Source organism: Ruoffia sp. FAM 24228, from assembly GCF_045528575.1.
GTDB lineage: Bacteria > Bacillota > Bacilli > Lactobacillales > Aerococcaceae > Ruoffia > Ruoffia halotolerans.
In genome coordinates this window covers 1-25,396 of record NZ_JBGQQZ010000035.1, presented here as the reverse complement: position 1 = coordinate 25,396, position 25,396 = coordinate 1, and the positions used below count along the sequence as shown (strand labels likewise).

Below are 25,396 nucleotides of genomic sequence, written 5' to 3'. Positions count from 1 at the left end.
AGACACCTTTACAATATCAGAATGGGGTTCTTTTTTCATCACTTAACAGGTGAAAATGAAAAAGTAAATTTAAGCTGCCGTTAGGCAGTTGGCACATGTTTCAACGAAAAGTATGAATTGTTCAGGTGTATTGTTTGAATGATAAGGGATTGTAAAAAATGTAATGTTTATAATATCTGAAATGTCATTGTCTATGGCTCATCACTTCTTTCCTGATCAAACAAAAAAATAGTCATCCATTCAATGAATGGATGACTATTACTCAAGACCCATTCATAGCTTACACGAATAGGACTGGAACACGTTAGATTTTTAATCTAAGGTTCAAGTCCTGGTCTTAATAATAATAATAATGTTATTATTTTGTAAGTTATGCATAGCTCTCTCTTTCCTTTAATCATTTTCTAATATAATCATAATATACTTTAATCATTTTAATTGCAATGATTTATGCATAATATTTCTGAATATCCACCACTAGACCAGTTTTATGTGCTTATATTATTTTTTTATGGTTTGAATTTTTAGCCATTCTTCAATAAGTCCATTTAATCTAGGATAATCTTCGTGCTTAATAATCGAGTAACGGACTGTCTCTTTTAAGTTATCTTCTTCATAAAATCGGCCCGAAAAACCATTCTCTTCTAGAAAGCGACCTAAACTCAGTGCTCTATCTCCATAGGTAAATACAAAGTTGGTGTAACTATCATTCACACTCATCACATGATTTACTTGCTTAAAGGCTCCAACTAGCATATCACGAGCCTCTAATTGATAATTGGCGTATTCCTTGACCCATGCTTTATCTTCTAAAAAGATACTCGCTAAATTCATCCCTACGTGATCTAAAGGATAAGGGTGATTAATTCGAGTAACTTTATCGTAAGTCTCCCCTTTGGCAATAATAATTCCAATTCTTAAGCCAGCCAATCCGTATATTTTACTTAAAGTACGAATAATTAATACATGCTCACCATCTGGGCGTGCATATTCTTTACCGAATTCAATATATGCTTCGTCGATGACAAAATATCCATGCATTGCTTCCATCGCATCCGCAATTGCTTGTAATTCATCTTCTTTGAACATCAATCCCGTTGGATTATGAGGATTAGATAGTATGAATAAAGACGGTTTTTTCTTATAAATTGCTTTAACTATCTTGTCAAAATCAAATGAATAATCCACTTCGCTCTCTACCTCATAAAAAGGTAATTGTAGTTGCTCAGCATAATCTTTATACATAAAGAAATCTGGAGTGATTGTCATAATACCTTTTTGACCTAAAGTGATAAAGGTTTTCTGGATCCACTCATCTGCACCACTAGCCAATTCAATTTCATCTACATTTAAATTATTATCTTTAGCGTAAATAGCTTTCAATTGTCCTAATTCAACATCCGGATAATCTTGAAATACTGTTCTATTATATACTTCATCCATATATTCTTTTTTAATCGGTGAAATTGGACTTGTATTTCTGTTCATTATAATCATAATTCAACCTCGTTTCTTGAAATATATTCTATTATAACACTAATAATTTTAATTGAAATCTAATGAATTTAAAAATCTGTATAAAAAAACACCCCATAAGGGGTGTTTAATTGTGGTTTGGAATTATTGTTCGATTGAAGTAACAGTTCCGGCACCAACAGTACGTCCACCTTCACGGATAGAGAAACGAGTTCCATCTTCCATAGCGATTGGGTGAATTAATTCTACAGAGATAGTTACGTTGTCACCAGGCATTACCATTTCAGTTCCTTCTGGTAATTCGATGATTCCTGTAACGTCAGTTGTAGTAAAGTAGAATTGTGGGCGGTAGTTATCGAAGAATGGAGTATGACGTCCACCCTCTTCTTTAGATAATACATAAATCTCAGCAGAGAATTTAGTATGTGGTGTAATTGAACCTGGTTGAGCTAAAACTTGTCCACGTTCGATGTCATCACGTGTCACACCACGTAATAATGCACCAATGTTATCTCCCGCTTCAGCGTAATCTAACATTTTACGGAACATCTCAACACCAGTTACAGTAGTTTTTTGAGTATCTTTGATACCAACGATTTCAACTTCGTCACCTACTTTAACTTGTCCACGTTCTACACGACCAGTAGCAACTGTACCACGACCAGTAATTGAGAATACATCCTCAACCGGCATCATGAATGGTTTGTCGATTTCACGAGCTGGTTCTGGAATGAATGTATCTACAGCTTCCATTAATTCTAAGATTTTAGCTTCGTTTTCAGCGTCGCCTTCTAAAGCTTTTAATGCAGAACCAACGATTACAGGAACATCGTCTCCTGGGTAATCATATTCTGATAATAAGTCACGAACTTCTAATTCAACAAGTTCTAATAACTCTTCATCATCAACCATATCAGCTTTGTTTAAGAATACTACGAAGTGAGGCACACCAACTTGACGTGATAATAAGATATGCTCACGAGTTTGTGGCATTGGTCCGTCAGCAGCAGATACTACTAAGATAGCACCGTCCATTTGAGCAGCACCAGTGATCATGTTTTTAACGTAGTCCGCGTGTCCTGGCGCATCGATATGTGCGTAGTGACGGTTAGCAGTTTCATACTCAATATGTGAAGTATTGATTGTGATTCCACGTTCTTTTTCTTCAGGTGCGTTATCGATTGAAGCATAATCTTGTGCTACACCAAAACCATTTTTAGCTAAAACTGTTGCGATTGCAGCAGAAGTAGTTGTTTTACCGTGGTCAACGTGACCTAAAGTCCCAATATTAACATGGGGTTTCGTACGTTCAAATTTTTCTTTTCCCATTATTTAATCCTCCTAAAATATATGTAACCTATTATAGATTATTTCCTAATCTATCAAAATGATTATACCGTGAAAGGAAGGTAAATTCAACCATTTACCTCCACATATTCACGTTTATAGCAAGCTTTCTGCTTAGTTATAAAGCAGATTATCTACCGCTATGTTTCTCGATGATTTCTTCTTGAATTGATTTTGGAACAGCTTCATAGTGGTCGAATTGCATTGTAAATGTACCACGACCTTGAGTAGATGAACGTAATGTTGTCGCGTAACCGAACATTTCTGCTAAAGGAATGAATCCTCGAACGATTTGTGCGTTACCACGAGCAGTTGTACCTTCGATGCGTCCACGTCTTGAGTTCACGTGTCCCATTACATCACCTAAGTATTCTTCAGGAACTGTAACTTCTACTAACATCATTGGTTCTAAGATTGCTGGATCAGCTTTCTTAGCAGCTTCACGTAATGCTAATGAAGCAGCAACTTTGAAGGCAGTCTCAGAAGAATCGACATCATGGTAAGAACCATCGTAAAGCTTAGCTTTAACGTCGATTAATTCAAATCCTGCTAATACACCGTTTTCCATTGCGTCTTTAAGTCCTGCATCTACTGCTGGGATGTATTCACGAGGAACTGCCCCACCAACAATTGCGTCCTCAAATTCGTATCCGGCACCTTCTTCGTTAGGTGTGAATTCAATCCAAACGTGTCCGAATTGTCCTTTACCACCTGATTGACGAACGAATTTACCTTCTGCTTTTGTAGCTGTACGGAAAGTTTCACGGTATGAAACTTGTGGTGCACCAACACTTGCAGAAACTTTAAATTCACGTTTTAGACGGTCAACGATGATATCTAAGTGTAACTCACCCATACCAGCGATGATTGTTTGTCCAGTTTCGTGATCAGTTGTCGCACGGAAAGTTGGATCTTCTTCAGCTAACTTAGCAAGAGCAGCAGACATTTTGTCTTGGTCAGCTTTTGACTCAGGTTCAATTGCAACGTTAATAACTGGCTCTGGGAATTCCATTGATTCAAGAATCACTGGCGCATTCTCAGCACATAAAGTATCACCAGTTGTTGTATTTTTAAGACCTACCGCAGCAGCGATATCTCCTGAGAATACTTCTGGGATTTCTTCACGTGAGTTAGCGTGCATTTGTAAGATACGACCAACACGTTCACGGTTGTCTTTAGTCGCATTTAGAACGTATGAACCGGCAGCTAATGTACCAGAATATACACGGAAGAATGTTAGACGTCCTACGAATGGGTCAGTCATAACCTTGAATGCTAAAGCAGCAAAGTCTTCTGAATCATCAGCATGATGTTCTAAAGTATCTTCTGTTCCTGGAATAGTACCGATAATTGGTGGTACTTCTAGTGGTGATGGTAAGAAATCAACAACACCGTCTAGTAATAATTGTACCCCTTTGTTCTTGAATGAAGAACCAACATAAACTGGGTAGAACTCAACCGCAACTGTCGCTTTACGGATTGCCTCTTTAAGAGTTGCAACATCGATTTCTTCACCTTCTAGGTAAGACATCATAATGTCTTCATCTAAATCAGCGATAGCTTCAATTAAGTTTGTACGCCATGTGTCAGCTAATTCTTTCATGTCATCAGGGATTTCAATTTCTTCAACGTCTTCACCTAAATCATCATGATAGTGGTATGCTTTCATGTCAATTAAGTCGATGATTCCGTTAAAGTCATCTTCTGCACCAATTGGTAATTGAACAGGGTGAGCATTTGCATCTAAACGTTCGTGAAGAGTTTCAGTCGCGTTTAAGAAATCAGCACCAAGTTTATCCATCTTATTGATATATACAATACGAGGAACACCGTAAGTTGTAGCTTGACGCCAAACTGTTTCAGTTTGAGGTTCTACACCTGATTGAGCATCTAATACAGTTACTGCACCATCAAGTACACGTAATGAACGTTCTACCTCTACGGTAAAGTCCACGTGACCTGGAGTATCAATAATGTTTACGCGGTGCTCATTCCATTGTGCAGTTGTAGCTGCAGATGTAATTGTAATACCACGCTCTTGTTCTTGCTCCATCCAGTCCATTTGTGATCCACCATCATGAGTTTCACCAATTTTGTGAATACGTCCTGTATAGTAAAGGATACGCTCAGTAGTTGTCGTTTTCCCTGCATCAATATGGGCCATGATTCCGATGTTACGCGTTTTATCAAGAGAAAATTCTCTCTTTGCCATACTATTTTACCCCTCTTTCAAATATATAATGAGTAATTGTTAATCGCCTATGCAAATCTTTGCATAAAACAGCCAACCAATTTCTACCAGCGGAAGTGCGCGAAGGCTTTATTGGCTTCAGCCATTTTGTGCATGTCTTCACGTTTCTTAACAGAAGCACCTGTATTATTAGCTGCGTCCATTATTTCACGCGCAAGACGTGTTTCCATCCTTTTCTCCCCACGTAAACGTGAGTATTGAGTTAACCAGCGGATAGCTAAAGTATAACGACGTTCTGGACGAACTTCAATAGGAACTTGATAGTTAGAACCTCCGACACGACGAGCTTTAACTTCTAACAATGGCATAATATTTTCGATTGCTTGTTCGAAGACTTCTAATGGCTCTTGACCTGTTTCTTCACGAATAATATCGAAAGCTGAATATAAGATTTTAGAAGCTTTTCCACGTTTACCATCAACCATGATACGGTTAATTGTACGTGTAACTAATTTTGAATTGTAAATTGGATCTGCTAAAACTTCACGTTTTGCTACATTACCTTTACGAGGCATTCAAACTCCTCCTTTCATAAGGAATTATTTTTTTATTTATTTAGGTTTTTTAGTTCCATATTTAGAACGACTTTGACGACGTTCAGTAACACCAGCTGTATCTAACGCTCCACGAACGATGTGGTAACGTACCCCTGGTAAGTCTTTTACACGTCCTCCACGGATTAACACAACACTATGTTCTTGTAAGTTGTGTCCTTCTCCTGGAATGTATGCTGTAACTTCCATTAAGTTTGATAAACGAACACGCGCGTATTTACGTAACGCCGAGTTAGGTTTTTTAGGTGTCATAGTACCAACACGAGTACATACACCACGTTTTTGTGGTGACATAGTAGTTGTTGAAGTACGTTTATAACTGTTATATCCAACGTTTAAAGCTGGAGAGTTCGATTTAGTCGTTTTAGACTTACGTGGTTTATTAACTAATTGATTAATTGTAGGCATGAATTGTCCTCCTCCCGTCTTCTTTTCTTAGTCCACACATCCAAGTGTGTCATTTTATAGTAAAATTCAATAAACAACTTTTCAGTTGCTTAAGATAAGAGTTTTAAAGCAGTCAGCACGACTGTTGACCAGGAATCTGTCATTAAAACACCTTAGGTATAGTATCATGTGGATTTACTTTCGTCAATAGTCTTGAGCATTTTTTTCAAAAAAAACCGACTATTTGTTAATTTTAAACAAATAGTCGGAAATATGTTATTTATCAGCGTTGATAAAGTCATACTTTTCAGGTTCTTCTTTGAATTTTCTCACAACATATGGACAAGTCGCTTTGATTTTCTTACCTTCTTTGTCCATTTCTGATACTAATTCATCTAAAAGTTTACCTGCAATTCCTTGTCCTCTTAATGCGGGGTCTGTAAAAGTATGATCAGCGACTACCACTTGGTCGTTTGATGAGCTTGGTGGAAACGTAATTTCCGCTAATAACTTATCTGCTTCGTCACGATATACAATTGCGTTACCTTCTCTTTTAAACTCCATTAAATCGCCTCCTTGACGTCTATATAAATAGTTTACCATGGTTAGATGATTTAATTAAATTTAATGCTTGAAGCGAATAGTCTAGGTGTTATTAGTTGTTACGTAAAGTTGGGAATAATAATACATCACGAATAGATTGCGCGTTTGTTAACAGCATAACTAGACGGTCAATTCCGATTCCTAACCCACCTGTTGGCGGCATACCGTATTCTAATGACTCTAAGAAATCTTCATCCACTGGATGCGCTTCGTCGTTTCCTTGATCTTTCTCTTCCATTTGAGCTTCAAAACGCTCACGTTGGTCTACTGGGTCAGTTAACTCAGTAAAGGCATTCCCATATTCATGGCCCGCGATAAATAATTCGAAACGATCTGTAAATCTTGGATCTTCTTGGTTTTTACGCGCCAATGGTGATATCTCTACTGGATGTCCAAATACAAATGTTGGTTGAACAATTGTATCTTCACATTTATCTTCAAAGAAGTTGTTGATAATATGTCCAACAGTTGTGTCATGGTCGTTGACAGTTACATGGTGTTCTTTAGCTAAAGCTTTTGCTTCTTCAAAAGACATTTCTTGCCAGAAATCAACGCCAGTAATTTCTTTAATAATATCTACCATATGAACACGACGCCATTCTGATTCTAAATCAATCGTTTGATCGTCATATACCAATACACCAGAGCCTAATACTTTATTAGCCACATGTTTAATTAATGATTCTGTTAAATCCATGATATCCGTAAAGATACTGTATGCAGTATATACTTCTAACATAGTAAATTCAGGGTTATGTGTTGTATCCACACCCTCATTACGGAATACACGCCCAATTTCGTAAACTTTCTCAAAGCCACCAACTACAAGACGTTTTAGATGTAATTCTAAAGCGATTCGTAAATATAATTCCATATCTAAGGCGTTATGGTGTGTAATAAATGGTCTGGCATTTGCTCCACCTGCGATATTATGTAAAACCGGTGTTTCAACTTCCATATAATCATTGTCATCTAAATAACGACGGATTTCTGAGATGATTTTAGATCGGTTCACAAAACGTTCACAACTCTCATCATTACTAATTAAGTCTAAGTATCGTTGACGGTAGCGTTGTTCAATATTTGCTAAACCATGATATTTATCTGGTAATGGACGTAATGCTTTTGTTAAAGGAGTGAATGACGTTGCACGAACAGATAATTCGCCCGTATTTGTCTTAAATAAATATCCTTCAACACCAACGATATCCCCCAAGTCAGCTTGTTTGTACCAATCGTAACTTTCTTCACCAATCATATCTTTACGTACATAAAGTTGGATACGTCCTTTCATGTCTTGGATATGGGCAAATCCTGCTTTTCCTTTACCACGTTTAGACACTATACGGCCTGCAACTTTTACGTTAATTTTTTCAGCTTCTGATAATTCTTCTTTAGTAAGGTGATCAAATTCACTTACGATATCTACTGAATAGTGTGTTCTTGTAAAACCAGCATCAAATGGGTTGACGCTATCTGATTCTAACATTGAAGTCATCTTTTCACGACGAACTAGTAGTTGGTCATTTAACTCTTCATGTGTTTGTTCTTGATTATCACTCACGTTATTCACTCCTCATTTACTTTATTACTTCTCTTAAAAATTAAAGCACATCTAACAAACAAATACAATGCTTGTCTTAATAATCTAAACTAAGCTTCTTCTACCAAGGCAAGCAATTCCTCTTCACTAAACTGATAGGCTTCATTACAGTAATGACAGACTACTTCTGCGCCATGATCTTCGTCAATCATTGCTTGAATATCATCCTTACCTAATAATTTAATTCCATCAGAGAAACGTTCCTTCGAACAATGACAGTTAAAGCGGACATCTAAATAATCTAAAATCTTAGAATTACCTTCGCCAACCAATCTATCTAATAGCTGTTCTACTGTTAAGCCACTATTTAACAAATCAGATACTCTACCTAAGTTATTAATTTTGTCTTCTAAAGCAGAGATGGTTTCTTCTGTTGCCCCTGGCATGACTTGAATCATAAAGCCGCCGGCTTGTGCAACAATATCCCCTTTATCAACTAAAACACTTAGTCCAATAGATGAAGGCGTTTGTTCTGACACCGCCATATAATAGGTAAAGTCTTCTGCAAGCTCCCCACTGATTAATGCCACTTGGCCTGTGTAAGGTTCGTAGTTTTCAATTTGTTTACTAACTTTTAAGAACCCTGGTAAGCCTACGGCACCTTTGACATCAATTTTGCCTTCTTCATTTGAATCTAAGGCAACTTGTGGGTTATTTACAAAACCTCTCAAGTTCATTTTTGCATCACTTGTCACTAGGATTCGACCTATTGGTCCTTCCCCTGTGATATCTGCAGTTATTTGGTCATTCCCTTTTAAATTCGCAGCGAGTAAGGCCGTCCCAATTAACGTTCTCCCTAATGCAGCTGTTGCAGTGCGCCAAGTATCGTGACGTCTTCTTGCTTCTTCAACTGTATTTTTCGCATCAATTACATACACTTTAACTTGCCCATCAAAGGCAAGCGCACGTAATAATTTATCAGTCATATGTTCATTCCTCCATGAAAATTCCATGTTGCATTGTAATGTATTACCTTTTTATTTTCAACTAACATATAATACCACACATTCTTTAGTGAAATCATCATCAAAAGGTCTTTTCTCACTTTCACATATCTTACCACCAAGTCAGTGAAAATACACACAGAATAGAACAAAGCTCTCCAAGTTTTCACTTGTAAGAGCTTTGTTCTATTTATTTTTTATATAGTCTCTTAAATTCCATGATTTACTGTAGTAACTTGAGTCAATCTTTTTCAGTTTGTCTGAAATCAGAGGTTCAAACTCCATCCAATCTAAGATATCTTTTTCTAAGTCCAGTCCTTGAGCAATTTCAGTTAGCACAAGTTTTGAATCTTTATTAATTTCAAATACAGCTCTGTCCGTTACAATGATGATTTCTTTGCCATTAGCAATGGCTTCTTTACTTGAGAAAGTAATATATGACAAGTCTGATTTAAACTTCTTATCGACACCTGCGTGATCAATGACTAGTTGTCCATTCTCTACGCTAGTTTCCCCTTTAACTGTAAAGGTTCCAATAAAGATTATTTTTGAAGCACTTGCTGAAATATCAATCATACCACCTGGACCAATGAGCATATCTCCAATTTGTGTAGTATTCATATTCCCATTAGCATCCATCTGACCAAAGCCCAACACAGTTGTATCTACGCCGCCCCCGTGATAATAATCAAACATATCTAAGGTATTGATAATCGCATCTGCATTGTAATTCGTACCATAATTATAATCTGAGGCTGTCATTCCACCGATTGCACCTAAGTCTGTGTTCAGAGTGAACTGATCTAATAGATCGGCTTCATTAATTAACCGTGACACTTTATCTGCCATTCCAACGCCAATATTGATAAAACTGTTTGGCTTTAACTCTCGCACCGCCCGTCTTGCGATCACTGTTTTGTTATCTAGGGGTAACTTCCGCCTCTTCACTTTTGGTGTTCTAATTTCATTGGATAAGAGCGGACTATACTGGGTCATAAAGGTTTGTTGATGGTATTCTGGTTTAGCTTTTACAACATAATCAACGAGTACACCTGGTACGTCAACTTCTTTAGCTGGGAGCGTTCCAGTTGCTACGACGTCCTCAACTTGAGCAATGACAATTCCACCCGCGTTCTTTGCTGCCATCGCAAGTGTGAGTGCTTCGAGTTTCAAAGGCTCATGAATAAATGATAAGTTTCCTTTAGGATCTGCATAGGTCGCTTTGATAAAAGACACATTGATGGGTAAAGGTTTAAAATACAACCATTCTTCCCCCTTTACTTTAGTAACTTCTACCAATTCTTCGGCTGCTTTTGCACGGTCATTAATGCGCCCACCCTCTTGGCGAGGATCTACAAACGTTCCAATACCAACTTTACTCCACACACCCGGCCCTTTCGCTGCTGCATCTCGGTAGAGTTTACCAATGATTCCTTGTGGGAGCATATACAATTCATACTGATTTGCTAGAGCAGCTTTTGCTGATAAAGGCGCCCCACTCATGTGCGTTCCGATAAAACGCTTTAACAAGCCGGGTTCAAGCAAGTAATCCATACCTGTTCCTTCGCCACGACTTATTCCAGCCACAGCCATTAAAGTAACATCTTTTGGATGTTGATGTTTTTTGTAGTAGGCACCCAGTTCTTTTAATAGCTCTTCTGGCATACCTCCTAAACCATATGTCGTCGTTGCAAGCTGAGCTTGATCTGGAACATATTGCATGACATCTTTTACTGATATTTCTTTTGTATCCATCTATACACCTCTTAAATTGTTGTTAAAAAAGTAGACTCAGTGGTTGCCACTCAGTCTACTCAATGAATTTTTATTTAGTTGACCTTTAATTCGCTTAATTTGAATTTAATTGTGTCATACGTGTGTGCACTTGATTAAAGTCTTTGAGCATTTCAGTGAAGATATCTGATACCGGTTTAATCTCATGGATTCGACCAATACCTTGTCCCATACTTAACTGTGAACCATCGATATCCCCATCTTTCATCGCTTCATAAGAGCGTCTACCTGAAATTAATGGCATCAACTCTTCTAAAGTCGCTCCATTCGCTTCTGCTTTAAGAATATCTTGAGCCATCTTATTATTAGCGACGCGCATCGCATTGCGAAGTGACTTCATTGTTAAGACTGTCCCATACTCTGGAACGGATAATAGGGCTTGGCGATAAGCATCAGATGCATTCACTTCAGGCGTCGCTAGGAACCGAGTGGACATTAACACACCGTCCACTCCTAATGCCATGGCAGCATACATACTCTTACCATCAACAATCCCTCCAGCTGCAAGAACAGGTACATCCAATTCTTCAGCTGCTTTTGCCCAAAGGATTTGACCACTGACTTGATCTAAGCCTGGATGTCCACCGCCTTCTGCTCCAACCATTGTAATGATATCCGCGCCATCGGATTGAGCCGCTAAAGCGTGTCGAATTGACGTTACTTTATGGATGACAATAATGCCTGCATCTTTCAGTGGTTTAATGAATTTGTCCGGTCTTTGTCCTGAGGTTTCAACAACCGGTACCTTTTCTTCAATTAATACTTGAATATAATCATTAATGACCGCTGGCATCACAACTTCTGGCACTAAAGAAATATTAAAGGCAAAAGGCTTATCAGTTAAACTGCGCACTTTTTGAATTTCTTCTCGCAAGGCATCAACATCTGGAAAAGCCATCGCTGGAACAATTCCTAATCCCTCTGCATTAGATACCGCTGAAGCTAACTCCGCTAGCGACATATATTGCATGGCTCCTTGAATAATTGGGTACTTAATATTTAATAGTTCAGTGACTCTTGTTTGCATCGAATCATCTCTCCTTCATTTTTCGATGATGATAGAGCGATGATTTCAAACAAATAACAAACTATTTCCTGTTAAGTTTTGTTACCCGTTCCTAGCTCATATCTAATCATCTAATAAAAAATCGTATTTTAATGTATCATTTTCAAAATGGAAATTATTATATATAGATTGAAAAACAAAATCTTCCACTTTAGAATAATGCTTCTTCTTCTCTCGCATTAATGTCGGGATATACGGAATTGGATCCTCAAAACGCTTTTCTACTACACCCATTTGGTTTAGTCTTGAAATAAACATACTAAAGTAAACTGTCGGTAAAAGAGCGATTAATTCGTTGTAGATCACTGTTTCTATCATATAATCCCAAGAACTTGAGGTAAATAATTGCTTTGCTGTACTGTTATTTTCTTTTAATTTGTCTTCTACAAAATAATAGACGGCATCTTTTTTGTTATAGGTTACATAATGATAGCTGTCTAAGTGGTTCCATTTTAGTAAACGTTTTGTAACGAGTGGATGATCTGGTCCCATAAAGGCGACCACTTCAGTTCGAACTAAGGGATGTACTTCATATTTTGACGTATTAAAATCTTTCGGCGGTGCTAGAACTGCGATATGAATAACATTATCTTCTAGCATCTGTTGTAATTCATTCGTGCCTGCTTCAACAATTTCGATATGTGCATCTGGATTCTCTATCAGAAAGCGAGGTATAAACTTATTAAAGAAAAAACGTAAATACGTTGGGTGAATCCCAATTTTTATCGTCCCTTTTTGGAATAAAGATTCTCTTTCAATGACATGTTCAAGTCCATTATATTGATTTAATACTTTTAATGCTGATTGATACACATGCATTCCAGAATCAGAAACATTCACAATTCGCCCATTTTTTCGATTGAATAAAGAAACTCCCTGTTGATGTTCAAAGTTTTTAATAAACTGACTCAACGCTGACTGAGAAACATATAAATTCTCAGCCGCGACAGTCAGGTTACAATCTGATTGAACAATTTCTACAAAATATTGCATTTGACTAATTTCCATCATTCTAAGCACCTCAAATTCTTAATATATCTGGATAGTATTGTATGCTTACAGTGTATCACAGCAATACTAATTTCCTTTGAATTTTGGTTGCCTTTTACTTAAAAATGCTGCAACCGCTTCAGAATGATCATCACTTAACGAACTAGCCCTCATATACTTCGCTTCTAAAAGGTTCGTATCATCCATTTGAGGATATAAGATACTCGCTAATAATGCTTTTTGGTGCGCTATTGTTTGAGTCGGCCCATGAGCTAGCTTTTGAGCTAATGCTTGGGCTTCATCAAGTAAATCTTCATCTGCAACTTTACTATAAGCGAGGCCATATTCGACTGCCAATTCCGCATCAATCGGTTCATTCAACATAATATGTTTCATCGTTCGGTATGATCCTAAAGCTTGTTGTAAATTGTACATCAAACCAGTATCTCCCGGGAAAGCCATATTAATAAACGCCGTAAGTAAGCGACTCTGAGTCCCCATCACAATGAAATCACATGATAATGCGAGTCCTAAGCCTGCTCCTGCAGCCACACCATTAATGGCTGCAATCACGGGTTTTGAATTTTGTCGGATACTTCGAACCATTTCTCCTGTTTTAAGGACACCGTCTTCTGGTATTCCTTGTCCGGTATCAATGAGGTGTTGGAAGTATTTAACATCTCCTCCTGCACAGAAATACTTTCCTGCACCTGTTAAGATAACCGCCTTTACTTCTGGATTTTGATCGATATCTGCCATTACATCAATAATTTCTTGATACGTCGTTTCTGAAAAAGCATTTCCATACTCTTCTCGATTAATTGTAACGGTCGCGACTTGGTTCTCTATTGTGTATAGAATCGTTTGATACATTACTTATCTCCTTACTTTCATTGATTAAGGTTTAGTACTAATGAATATATTCAAAAATACCTGCAGCACCCATACCGGCTCCGATACACATTGATACCATTCCATATTTCGAACCTTTACGTTTACCCATCTCGGCTAATAAGCGTGATGTCAGCACGGCTCCGGTTGCACCCAGTGGATGTCCTAAAGCAATTGCTCCTCCGTTAACGTTTGTAATATTTGTGTTTATTCCTAATTCACGAATTGAAGCTAGCGCTTGAGAAGCAAAGGCTTCGTTTAATTCGATTAAGTCCAAATCTTCTAGTTTTAAGCCCGTTAATTCTAAAACTTCTGGAATAGCATAGGCTGGTCCGATCCCCATATATTTCGGATCGACTCCTACAGCTTTATAACCAACAAAGCGGGCGATTGGCTTCATGCCTAATTCTTTTACCTTTTCGCCTGACATGATGACAACAAAACTTGCGCCGTCACTTACTTGCGATGATGTTCCTGCAGTGACAGATCCGTCTGCTTTAAAGATTGTTCTTAGTTTCCCTAAAGTTTCAGTTGTTGATTCTGGACGAATTCCTTCATCTTTGTCGAATTTTACCTCTTTAACTTGAGGTCCATTTTTTGTGTATTCAACTTTATGTGTTGTTACGGGGATGATTTCATCATCAAAGCGTCCTTCTGTTTGTGCAGCATGTGCACGTTGATGACTTTGCACTCCAAATTCATCCTGATCTTCTCGAGTGACATTATATTTAGTTGCGACATTTTCAGCAGTGAGTCCCATTGGATACGAAACACCTGAATCTTCTGCTTGTAGTGTAGGGTTGTTTGTTACTTCATTGCCTCCCATTGGGACTGAACTCATGAACTCAACTCCACCTGCTACCAATACTTCTGATTGACCAGCCATAATGGCATTTGCAGCAATGGCAATCGTTTGTAATCCTGATGAGCAGTAACGGTTCACTGTCTGTCCTGCAACAGAGTAAGGTAATCCTGCTCTTAAAGCAATCGTACGAGCAAAATTCATACCTTGAATTCCTTCTGGGAAGGCACAACCAACAATCACATCTTCGATAAGCGCTGGATCAAAGTCGCCATCAACACGATCGATGACACCCTTTAATACTTCAGCTGCAATATCATCTGGACGGTCGTTGGCAAGGGTTCCATTCGCTTTTCCTTTTCCAATAGCCGAACGTCCATAAGCAACGATATAAGCATCTTGCATAATTAATTCATTCCTTTCAAGTTTCCGTATTAATTTCTTAACGGTTTGCGCGCTTGTAACATATGCGAAATTCGTTCGAATGTCTTTTGATTTTTACTTAATTTTAGGAAATGTTGTTTCTCAAGATGTTGTAACCATTCTTGATTAACATAGGTTCCTTCTGGGAGCTCTCCACCTGTCATTACATCTGCAATCGCAAGTCCTAACTCCATGTCATAATCACTAATAAAGTGTCCTAGGCGCATTGAATCTAATTGCCCTTCGACCACTGCTTTAAAGTTTGTTCCTAAGGCTGGGAAGTTAACTTTTGTTCTTTGAATGTAATTTACTTTAGTTAAATAAGTTAATTTCTCAATGGCTACGTCCACAACTTTATCCGCATTCATAATAATGTCATCTGACCCTCTTAAGTAATATTTACGACGGGCTTCATAAGCACTCATTGAAACATCTCCAGATGCAATACGTGTAATAACTGCACCTAAAGTCTTCATCTTACTTGCTTTTTGCTCGTCTCGAGTCATCACGCGTTCTGTTAATTCTGCTAGGCCGCCGCCACCAGGAATAAGTCCTACACCGACTTCAACTAAACCGATATAACTTTCTGCCGCTGCTACAACATAAGGAGAGGCTAACATTAGTTCGGCTCCACCACCTAAAGCGCGTCCTCTAACTGCTGTAACAATCGGTTTACTACTGTAGCGAACGCGGTTCACTGCTTCATGTAACTCGCTTATTGTTTTACCTATTAAAGTATCGACTTCCTCGAGTTCTATAGCTTTCTTCATCATATTCAAGTTAGCTCCCGGACTAAAATGTGGTCCATCCGAGTAAATAACCATTCCAGAATAATGACCTGACTCTAACTCGTCTACAGCTTTTATCAGCCCTTTTGTTAATCCTTCATCAATGGTGTTGTTTGGTGTCTGGAACTTGAATAATAATTGATCCGTGTTTATTACACTTAATGTTGTATCGTCATCTTTCCAAATTTCTTTCTCTATACGATCTTCAATCGGTGTAATATTTTCAAGTACTTCGCCTTCCTTATAGAAGCTTTCTGTTCTATTTGCTACCCATTCAGGTAATTCCCCTACTTCTGCTTGGATTCTTTCTTTCACACGGTCAAAGCCCATTAAATCCCACAGTTGGAAAGGTCCGACTTTCCAGTTAAAGCCCCAAACCATTGCACGATCAATGTCTTTATAATCTTTTGCCGCTTTAGGAACATTATTTGCCGCATAGAAAAATGTGCTTCTCAAAGTTTTCCATAAGAATTTACCCGCTTTGTCTTCTGCATTAAAGATAACATCTAAGTTTTCTTTTAAGTCACGTCCAAAATGAGATAATATTTCTAATTGAGGTTTGCTTGGCTCGACGTACTCCATAGTTTCGGGATCTAATACTAGACGTTTACGTCCTTCTTTTTTGTAGAATCCATAACCTGCTTTATTTCCCAAAGCTCCTTTTTCTAATAGTTTTGGTAAAAGCGATGAATTGTTGAAGTAAGGTTGCTCACTAGGATCTTTCATTAATCCACCTACAACAAAGGCAGCAATATCATTTCCGACTAAGTCTGATAAACCATAAGTTCCTGTTCGAGGTCTTCCAATTGCTTTACCTGTTAAAGCATCCACCTCAACAATTGATAAGCCGTTACGCTCTGCACGGTACATAATGTCTGCCATCGCATGTGTTCCTGTTCTATTGGCGATAAAGGCTGGGACATCATTAGCAATCACAACACCCTTTCCTAAGACATCTTCTGAGAATTGTTTAACTACTTCTACCGTTTCTTCAGATGTATTCTTCGTTGGAATAATTTCTAATAATTTCATATAGCGCGGTGGATTGAAGAAATGCATCCCTAAGAAACGTTCTTGTTCGCCGCTTTCGAACACTTTAGCAATTGCTTCAATTGGGATTCCAGATGTATTTGTTGCTAGAATTGCTTCTTCTTTAGCGACCTGTTTAATCTTTGTCCAAATATCGTGCTTGATTTTAATATCTTCTTTAACAGCTTCAATAAAGATATCTGAATCTGATGGTTCCACTAAATCATCAGCAAAATTTCCATAAGATAAGTTCCCTTCGAAATTTAAATCATATAACATCGATTTCTTTTTGTTTGTAATTCTGTCATAACCCGCTTTAGATAGTTTATTACGATCTTCTTCGTCAATTACAACGTCTAATAATTGCACTTTAATCCCTGCATTTACAAGTAGGGCTGCAATTTGACTTCCCATGACACCTGCACCTAATACGGTTGCTTTTCTAATTGTCATTATTATTTCCCTCCAAAATATATCGTTTTACTTTAAAAGTGACTCAGCCATTTCCAAATTTGTTTGGAAATGACTGTCACTTGATAAATATTAGTTAAATGCTGATTGTCCAGTCATTGCTCGTCCAATTACTAAGGCATTAATTTCGTGTGTACCCTCATATGTATAAACAGCTTCTGCATCAGAGAAGAATCTTGCGATATCGTAATCGACAACAATTCCGTTCCCCCCACAAATTCCACGACCCATTGCTACAGTCTCACGTAAGCGAAGAGCATTAATCATCTTACCTACTGAAGTAACGATTTCATTGTAGTCACCATTCTCTTGTTGGCGAGCAATTTGTGAACAAAGGGCCATTGCAGATGTTACGTTTGCTTGCATCATCGCTAATTTCTCTTGAACTAATTGGTAATTTGAGATGTCTTTTCCAAATTGTTTACGTTCAGTTACATATTTAAGGGTTGCTTGAAGTGCACCTGCCATCGCTCCTGTCGCCATGAAAGCTACGCCTGCACGAGTTGAGTAAAGAACTTTAGCAATATCCTTGAAACTATTGATGTTTTGTAGACGATCACTTTCATCAACTACGACATCTTTTAAGTGAATATTTGCGTTTGGTACAATACGAAGTGCAATTTTATTTTCAATAACGTCAATATCTAATCCTTCTTGACCTGCTTTGACGATAAAGCATTTTGGTTTGTTTGTTTCTTCGTCTCTTGCATAAACTGGGATTAAGTCAGCGACTGATGCCCCACCAATCCAACGTTTAGCTCCATTAAGAATCCATTTGTCACCTTCACGACGTGCTGTCGTATCTAAACCCCACGCAACGTCAGATCCATGATCAGGTTCTGTTAAAGCGAAGCAAGTACGTAATTCATGACTCGCTAATTTAGGGACATATTTTTGAACTTGCTCTGGACTACCTCCAAATAAGAAAGAATTAAACCCTAATCCTGAGTGAACTCCCATTAAAGTGTTTAATGATACGTCGAATCTCGACATAGCAAAGGCGAAGAAAAATTGGAATAATTGACTCGTTTGTTTCTTACCTTCTCGCCCTTCGAATAATAAGGGGTTTGTATAGTATCCTAATTTACCGATATCTTCAAAAAATCCTTCTGGCACTTCAGCATCAACCCAAGCTTGATTAACTACTGGACGATACTTTGTTTCTAGCAGCTCCACTAACTGTCTTAAAAACTCAACTTCTCCATCTGTTAAACCTTCGCTAATGTTTAAAATATCCTCAGGGAATAATTGTTTTAATACTTCTTTTCTGTTGTCCATTTTTAATTGCCTCCTAAAATTTTCAATAACATGTATTACTTACACAAAAATGATAACGTTTACAATTCATATAATACGCTGTTAATTAGACCCCGTGAAATAACGGAACCTTATCTTATACATTAGAATGCTTAATAAAGAAGCGTATTATTATTTTTGCTCATTTAAACGGTTGAGTTATTAGCACAACTAATAACTTTCATAAGAACTACATGGGTAAACGGCTGTCCTGAGCGGAAGTTTATCATTGTGTATTATGTAAACTTAATAGACAGCATAAAAAAATCCCGACTATTCAGCCGGGACTTCAACCTTAAATATTCAATTCATCAGTTATTGTTGATTTTGCATAGTCATTCATCATCTTCCCTAGTTCTAGACGATCTGGCTTTCCAACAGAGTTTACTGGAATTTCATCAATCTCTAAGTATAGTTTTGGTACTTTATAACCTGCAAGGTTTTTCAAGCAGTATTCATCTAAGACTTCTCTGTAATTATCTGAACCGAGGGCTTCTTTATTCAGCATGATAGCCGCAGATACAGATTCACCAAATTTAGGATGTTCATATCCTAAGACAATTGCTGAACGAATGAGAGGATGTTGACTTAGAATAGATTCGACTTCTGATGGTAGCACGTTTTCTCCACCTGTAATAATTAATTCTTTCAGGCGGTTAACAATCGTTATTTCACCTAATTCATTAATAAAGCCCATGTCTCCGGTTCTAAAGAAGCCATTATGAAAGGCTTTTTCATTCTCTTCTGGTAAATTCCAATAGCCTGGGGTAACATTTTTACCTTTAACGATTAATTCACCAATGTCTCCCACTGGAACTTCCTCTAAATCTTCATTGACAATTTTCGCATCGACAAACATTAGCGCTTGACCAATAGATTGTGGGTTGTTCACCGCGTATTCGTATTTATTAAATGTTAATAATGGTGCTTCAGTTAAACCATAGGCATTAATTATAATTTTACCCATTTGTTGGAATACTTTTTGTACCGCTGGTAATGGCGGTGATCCTCCTGACACAAGCAACTCAATATTCATAACATTCTCAGGTTTAAATTCCGGATGAGCAATAATTGCATAATACATCGTTGGAATTAAAACTAAAACCGTCGGTTCATACTTTACAATCCAATCATTAATCGTCTCATGATTGAAGTATCTTTCTAATACAACCGTTCCACCTACCATTAACATTGGGATAACAATATCAATAAAACCTAAGATATGGAACATAGGCGCACTCGCAATTGTTTTCCAATCACTCGTCATATTCCAAGATAAGTTTTGATTAAAACTATTATTTAAATAACTTTCATGCGTGTGTATAACACCTTTAGGTCTCCCTGTTGATCCACTTGTATAAATTAACATAGCGATATCTTGTAAGTCTAAATTAACACTCTCAAATGGTGTATAATTCTCAAGATTCACGATTTCATTATATTCCGGTCCATCAACATTGTATTTAATAAATTCCTGCGGAACTTCAGTCAGTCGTTCAAGATGATTAGTTGCGTAAACGATATATTCTAAACCAGCATCTTTAACTACTTTTCCAATTTCGATCGGTTTTAATCTCCAATTAAGTGGAACAAAAACAGCCCCAATTTTTATCGCAGCCAACAGAAAATCAATAATGGCAATATCATTCGGGACAAAGGTACCAATACGGTCTCCTCGTTTAACTCCTTCATTCTCCACTAAATGTCGTGCTAACATTTCAGCACGTTGATTTAGTTGTTCATAAGTAAATTCCGTTTGTTTAATAGGATCAATTACAGCCACCTTGTCAGGTGTGTCAATCGCACGCGTTTTTATCCAATCCAAATTCATTGTCTTATTCTCCTTAGACTTTAAATTTGTAAACGCTATCATTTTTTGTTACTTTCATTTTACTAAAGATAATCGATTTGTCTAGTGTTTTATTGCTTATTATAAATTTTTATATGTGTTTCACTCTCAATTTCCCCACATTCTTTCGTTAGAAACCCCAACATATCAGTCTTTTTATTAACATATTTCTAAATTGAAAAAACAAAAAAATCGACTATCCAAAATGGATAATCGATTTCTTTCATGAATTATAAATCTCTGTCTTGATTAATGTGAGAATTTCTTTCTTCTGTGTCATCAGATGGTACTTCATCTGGTTCAACATAAGTTGTCTCTTCTTCAGCACGATCATAAACATCTGAATGATTTTCATCATCTTTTGCTTTTTCTTTCGCATCTTTGAAGCTATCAGGTTCATCTGGTAATTCTGGTTTATCCTTTGAATCTGTATCTTCAGGCGCAGGCATTTCGCCTGTTTCGAATAAAGATTTGATCGCTCTTTGATCTAATGTTTCGATTTCTAATAACTTTTCAGCAATAGTATTCAACTGTTCACGGTGTTCATTAATAATATTATGTGCATCAGTTAACGCTTTGTCTGTAATACGACGAATTTCTGAGTCGATTTCATAAGCAATTTGTTCAGAATATGTCACACTTTGACCATATTGACGGCCAGCAAAAGGTTTTTGATTCCCTTCATATTGAACAGTTCCTAATTTTTCAGACATACCATATTCTGTAATCATTGAACGAACAATTTGAGTCGCTTGTTGGAAGTCATTACTTGCCCCAGTTGATTGGTGATTAAACACAATCTCTTCAGCAGCACGTCCTCCAAGTAAACCAACAACTTGTTCGTATAATTCTTTCTCAGTAATGATATATTGATCTTCTTTAGGAAGCATAATTGCATATCCACCTGCACGTCCACGAGGAACGATTGTTACTTTATGAACGACACGCGCATCGCTTAATACCATACCAACAATTGTGTGTCCTGCTTCGTGATAAGCAACGGTTTCGCGTTGTTTCACTGACATTTCACGGTTTGTTTTAGCTGGTCCAGCAATGACACGGTCATGTGCTTCATCAATATCTTCTGCATGGATAGATGTATGATCAACACGAGCAGCAATTAAAGCCGCTTCGTTTAGTAAGTTTTCTAAATCCGCACCAGAGAAACCTGGTGTTTGTTGTGCGATTACTTTTAAATCTACATCATTAGCTAATTGCTTGTTACGTGAGTGAACTAATAAGATTTCTTCACGCCCTTTAACATCAGGGTTACCAACTAGAATTTGTCTATCAAAACGACCCGGACGCAGTAAAGCAGGGTCTAAAACATCAGAACGGTTAGTTGCAGCCATAACGATAATACCTTCGTTACCTTCGAAACCATCCATCTCAACAAGTAATTGGTTAAGTGTTTGTTCACGTTCATCGTGTCCTCCACCCATACCAGCTCCACGTTGACGACCTACGGCATCAATCTCATCAATGAAGATAATCGATGGTGCATTTTTCTTAGCATTTTCGAATAAGTCTCTTACACGACTCGCCCCAACACCGACAAACATCTCAACGAATTCAGAACCTGAGATACTGTAGAATGGAACGCCTGCTTCACCAGCAACAGCTTTAGCTAGTAACGTTTTACCAGTACCAGGAGGCCCTTCTAAAAGAACACCAGCGGGTATACGCGCACCTAACTTTGTAAAGCGATCTGGATCTTTTAAGAACTCAACCACTTCAACTAATTCTTGTTTCTCTTCTTCTGCACCTGCAACATCAGAGAAACGTACTTTGACTTTTTGTTTTGAAACGTCTTTTGATTTAGATTTTCCAAAGTTCATCACGCCTTTTCCGCCGGCAGAACCTTGTTGAGTCATTGAATAAATTAAGAAGAATGTCGGGATTAATAAGATTAAGAATGGTAAGAAACTTAACCATAATCCTGCACTTGATTCCGGAATTGTTTGAATTGTAGTATCATTCTCTAAAGCAACATCCGTCACCATATTCAACGTTGCATCATTACCTAAAATAGTTGTTTCAAATAAACTTACTTCATTAGATCCTTGTATAACTTGTAAAAAGTTATCTTCCTCTTGCTCAACAGTTTCATTAGGCGTTCGGTATTCCCCACGAACTGAATACGCCCCAGATCCGATTTGAATTTCAAAAGTTTCAATGTTTCCACTTTCTAATTCACTCATAAATTCAGACGATGATATCTCTTCAGTTTGCCCAGCATAACCTAGGTTACCTGAGAATACTTGAAACATACCAATAATCGCTAAAAATATTAGGATGTAGGGTAAAGTTCCCCGAAAGAAATTACGATTCGGGTTTGGATTTCGATTATTCATTTATCTATCTCCTCCTTGCATACATATTATTATGTATCTTAGTTATAATAGCATAATTGAGCGGATTTACACTACAATATTGCTTTTTCATTGAATTTAAAATTATTGATAAATCTCAGGTTTTAGTACACCGATGTATGGTAAGTTACGATATTTTTGTTCAAAGTCAAGACCGTATCCAACCACGAATTCGTCTGGTACCTCTAAGCCTACGTAATCTGGAATAATATCTTTCATTACGCGGCGCTCTGGTTTATCTAATAACGTACATACTTGAACAGATGCAGCTTTACGATATTTGAATAAATCCACTAAGTACTTCAATGTGCGACCTGTGTCGATAATGTCTTCCACGACTAGAACGTGACGTCCTTCTAGATGTGTGTCTAAATCTTTAATGATTTTTACTTCTCCAGAAGATTCAAATGCATCACCGTAACTTGATACATCCATGAAATCAATCTCTAAATAGACATCCATTGCTCGAACAATATCTGCCATAAAAATTGAAGCCCCACGTAGTATTCCAACAACTACAACCTCTTTGTCTTTATATTCTTTCGTTAACTGTTCACCTAAGCGATTCACAGTTTCTTGAATCTCCTCGCGGGTTACTAATACTTCTTTTATGTCTTGTTCTAACATTTAGTTTCTCCTTTATTTTGTATTATCATCTATTCTTAACGCCGATTCTCATCCTTCTACTTATAAATAAAAGCGAAAGCGTCATATTATTGATGTTATGAAGTAAATGTTACCATAATTTCAAGAAATATTCTCGCTTTTTTGATATATAAATACATGAGTTTGCTTTTCTTCCAAATTAATGTAAGTTTTATCCTTACTAATCGGTGGCAACATTCCTAGTATCGTCCCTTCACTATTTTCAATAACCCAATAATCTTCACGTTTTGATTTTGGTATTTTTTGATCGATCATGATTCGTGATACTTTCTTATGATAACTTGTTCCATCCGGTCGACGCAAAGTTAACGTGTCTCCATTCTTTCGATGGCGTAATGTTATACTTGGTCTTCCTTCAGCTAAAGATAAAGGTATTTCAACATACAGATTTTTCTTTAAATCTGTCGCAATCGCATCAATATCAAATACACCCGCTAATTCTTTCTCACTCAATTCGTACCAGTGATTAAACTGCTCAATCTTAATCTCACTTTGCTTAGCTACTTCACTGTCGTAATCTTGAGGTTGTATCCAAATATAATCGTATTCTCTTAATGCCACCCAGTTATTCGCTATATTAATCAACATATTCGGAGCATCTGTTTGTCTAATGAGTTGTTCTAATTGCTTAACAGCCGCTTTATTATAAGTTTGAATTTGGTGAATTAGTCTTTCTTCCAAAAAAATAGCTAAGTATACTTGCATTAAATCCTCAGATAATTCTAGAAACTTAGGGACATATAAAAGCCATCGTCCCTGTGACAATTGCATCAACAGTTCGGGTTCTTTCTGTAAATACTGCTTGAAGTGCGCATCATAGCTTGCCTCCAACTGCTGTGATAGAAGAAGTAAATTAGATAAGAACTGCGGATTTTCTTCTTCAAAAAAAGGCAACATCTTATATCTCATACGATTACGCATATAAGTCATATCCGTATTCGTTTGATCTTCATTATAAGGGATATGATGTTCTTTAGCATATTCAATGATTTTTTCCTTTTTAGTTGAACTTAGTGGTCTTAAGACACGAACAGACTTCGAATATTTCGTCGAAGTAGTCAATATACGTTGGTAGTTAGAGCGAATTCCGCGAACACCTCGTAAGGAAGTCCCTCGGATTAAACGCATTAATACGGTTTCACCTAAATCATTCAAATGATGTGCTGTCATTAAGGTATCGCTATTTGTCTTAACCATGATATCTCCAAAGAATTGGTAACGAGCATCTCTCGCATTGGCTTCAACATTCACTGAAGCTGGTTTGTCCCAGTGACTAATAAAGTAAGTTAACTTATACTTTTGGGCGTACTCTTTTACCAATTGGGCATCTTGGTCACTTTCTTCTCTTAATCGATGATTAAAGTGGGCAACAATTATTTCTTTTCTTTCTTCTTTTGGTAATTGTTCATTTATTTGAAGCATGATTGTCAATAATACCATTGAATCTATGCCTCCAGAGACGGCAAGTAAAATACGCTTACTCTTAAACCATTCGGGCCATTCATTCAATAATTGTTTGACGTTATATAATAAATCACACATTCATCAGCACCTCGCTTTCTCAGTAACGAAGTATATTTTAACACGATTAGAAATAAAGTATAGAATAAATATATTAACTATACATTAATTGTATTAAACTTTCGTCATTATTTTTTTGGAACTCTGGGAGTGTCAATAATTATGTGTAAATGAAGTACTCCTTCTATAAAATCGATTTATTAATTTGTTAATCTTTCAAACATTTTTTCTAGCTCTGCTTCAGCTTGTTGGAAGCCGCGGTGAATCCGTGTC

General features: G+C 37.2%; 19 protein-coding genes. All 19 read right to left on the bottom strand.

Annotation, left to right across the window (positions count from 1 at the left end):
- Positions 1-501 precede the first annotated feature (501 nt).
- Positions 502-1,497, bottom strand: coding sequence for an aminotransferase class I/II-fold pyridoxal phosphate-dependent enzyme (locus ACEN33_RS07405; RefSeq protein ID WP_407093879.1), 996 nt, complete (start codon positions 1,495-1,497; stop codon positions 502-504).
- Positions 1,498-1,620: 123 nt separating this feature from the next.
- Positions 1,621-2,805, bottom strand: a complete 1,185-nt coding sequence (gene tuf, locus ACEN33_RS07400; RefSeq protein ID WP_407094811.1) for an elongation factor Tu — start codon at positions 2,803-2,805, stop codon at positions 1,621-1,623.
- Between the two features lie 148 nt (positions 2,806-2,953).
- Positions 2,954-5,035: an elongation factor G gene (gene fusA / locus ACEN33_RS07395; RefSeq protein ID WP_407094810.1), complete on the bottom strand. Its 2,082-nt coding sequence runs from the start codon at positions 5,033-5,035 to the stop codon at positions 2,954-2,956.
- Between the two features lie 83 nt (positions 5,036-5,118).
- Positions 5,119-5,589, bottom strand: a complete 471-nt coding sequence (rpsG, locus tag ACEN33_RS07390; RefSeq protein WP_407094809.1) for a 30S ribosomal protein S7 — start codon at positions 5,587-5,589, stop codon at positions 5,119-5,121.
- A 36-nt stretch (positions 5,590-5,625) separates the two neighbouring features.
- Entirely contained in the window at positions 5,626-6,036 is a 411-nt protein-coding gene (gene rpsL, locus ACEN33_RS07385) for a 30S ribosomal protein S12 (protein WP_197103618.1), read from the bottom strand.
- Positions 6,037-6,291: 255 nt separating this feature from the next.
- Positions 6,292-6,579, bottom strand: a complete 288-nt coding sequence (locus tag ACEN33_RS07380) for a GNAT family N-acetyltransferase (protein WP_197103620.1) — start codon at positions 6,577-6,579, stop codon at positions 6,292-6,294.
- Positions 6,580-6,670: 91 nt separating this feature from the next.
- Positions 6,671-8,116 carry a lysine--tRNA ligase gene (gene lysS / locus ACEN33_RS07375; RefSeq protein ID WP_407094812.1) on the bottom strand — a complete coding sequence of 482 codons (1,446 nt, stop codon included), beginning with the start codon at positions 8,114-8,116 and terminating at the stop codon, positions 6,671-6,673.
- A 155-nt stretch (positions 8,117-8,271) separates the two neighbouring features.
- Positions 8,272-9,147: an Hsp33 family molecular chaperone HslO gene (hslO, locus tag ACEN33_RS07370; protein ID WP_407094808.1), complete on the bottom strand. Its 876-nt coding sequence runs from the start codon at positions 9,145-9,147 to the stop codon at positions 8,272-8,274.
- Between the two features lie 204 nt (positions 9,148-9,351).
- Positions 9,352-10,920, bottom strand: a complete 1,569-nt coding sequence (locus tag ACEN33_RS07365) for an acyl CoA:acetate/3-ketoacid CoA transferase (protein ID WP_407094807.1) — start codon at positions 10,918-10,920, stop codon at positions 9,352-9,354.
- Between the two features lie 94 nt (positions 10,921-11,014).
- Complete coding sequence (locus ACEN33_RS07360) at positions 11,015-11,986, bottom strand: NAD(P)H-dependent flavin oxidoreductase (RefSeq protein WP_407094806.1); 972 nt, start codon at positions 11,984-11,986, stop codon at positions 11,015-11,017.
- A 102-nt stretch (positions 11,987-12,088) separates the two neighbouring features.
- Positions 12,089-13,036, bottom strand: coding sequence for a LysR family transcriptional regulator (locus tag ACEN33_RS07355; RefSeq protein WP_407090455.1), 948 nt, complete (start codon positions 13,034-13,036; stop codon positions 12,089-12,091).
- Between the two features lie 66 nt (positions 13,037-13,102).
- A complete protein-coding gene (locus ACEN33_RS07350; protein WP_138405205.1) occupies positions 13,103-13,888 on the bottom strand; it encodes an enoyl-CoA hydratase/isomerase family protein in 786 nt (261 codons plus the stop codon).
- Positions 13,889-13,925: 37 nt separating this feature from the next.
- Positions 13,926-15,113, bottom strand: coding sequence for a thiolase family protein (locus ACEN33_RS07345; protein WP_407090457.1), 1,188 nt, complete (start codon positions 15,111-15,113; stop codon positions 13,926-13,928).
- A gap of 29 nt (positions 15,114-15,142) precedes the next feature.
- A complete protein-coding gene (locus ACEN33_RS07340) occupies positions 15,143-17,401 on the bottom strand; it encodes a 3-hydroxyacyl-CoA dehydrogenase NAD-binding domain-containing protein (RefSeq protein ID WP_407094805.1) in 2,259 nt (752 codons plus the stop codon).
- Between the two features lie 90 nt (positions 17,402-17,491).
- Positions 17,492-18,697 (bottom strand): acyl-CoA dehydrogenase family protein, encoded by a 1,206-nt coding sequence (locus ACEN33_RS07335; RefSeq protein ID WP_407090459.1) that lies wholly within the window; start codon positions 18,695-18,697, stop codon positions 17,492-17,494.
- 313 nt (positions 18,698-19,010) lie between these two features.
- Positions 19,011-20,546, bottom strand: coding sequence for a class I adenylate-forming enzyme family protein (locus ACEN33_RS07330; protein ID WP_407094804.1), 1,536 nt, complete (start codon positions 20,544-20,546; stop codon positions 19,011-19,013).
- A 248-nt stretch (positions 20,547-20,794) separates the two neighbouring features.
- Positions 20,795-22,918 (bottom strand): ATP-dependent zinc metalloprotease FtsH, encoded by a 2,124-nt coding sequence (ftsH, locus tag ACEN33_RS07325; RefSeq protein WP_338490006.1) that lies wholly within the window; start codon positions 22,916-22,918, stop codon positions 20,795-20,797.
- Between the two features lie 102 nt (positions 22,919-23,020).
- The gene (hpt, locus tag ACEN33_RS07320; protein WP_338490008.1) at positions 23,021-23,563 is read right to left on the bottom strand and encodes a hypoxanthine phosphoribosyltransferase; all 543 of its coding nucleotides are present in this window, start codon (positions 23,561-23,563) and stop codon (positions 23,021-23,023) included.
- Between the two features lie 120 nt (positions 23,564-23,683).
- Complete coding sequence (tilS, locus tag ACEN33_RS07315; protein ID WP_407090461.1) at positions 23,684-25,144, bottom strand: tRNA lysidine(34) synthetase TilS; 1,461 nt, start codon at positions 25,142-25,144, stop codon at positions 23,684-23,686.
- Between the last annotated feature and the right edge of the window lie 252 nt (positions 25,145-25,396).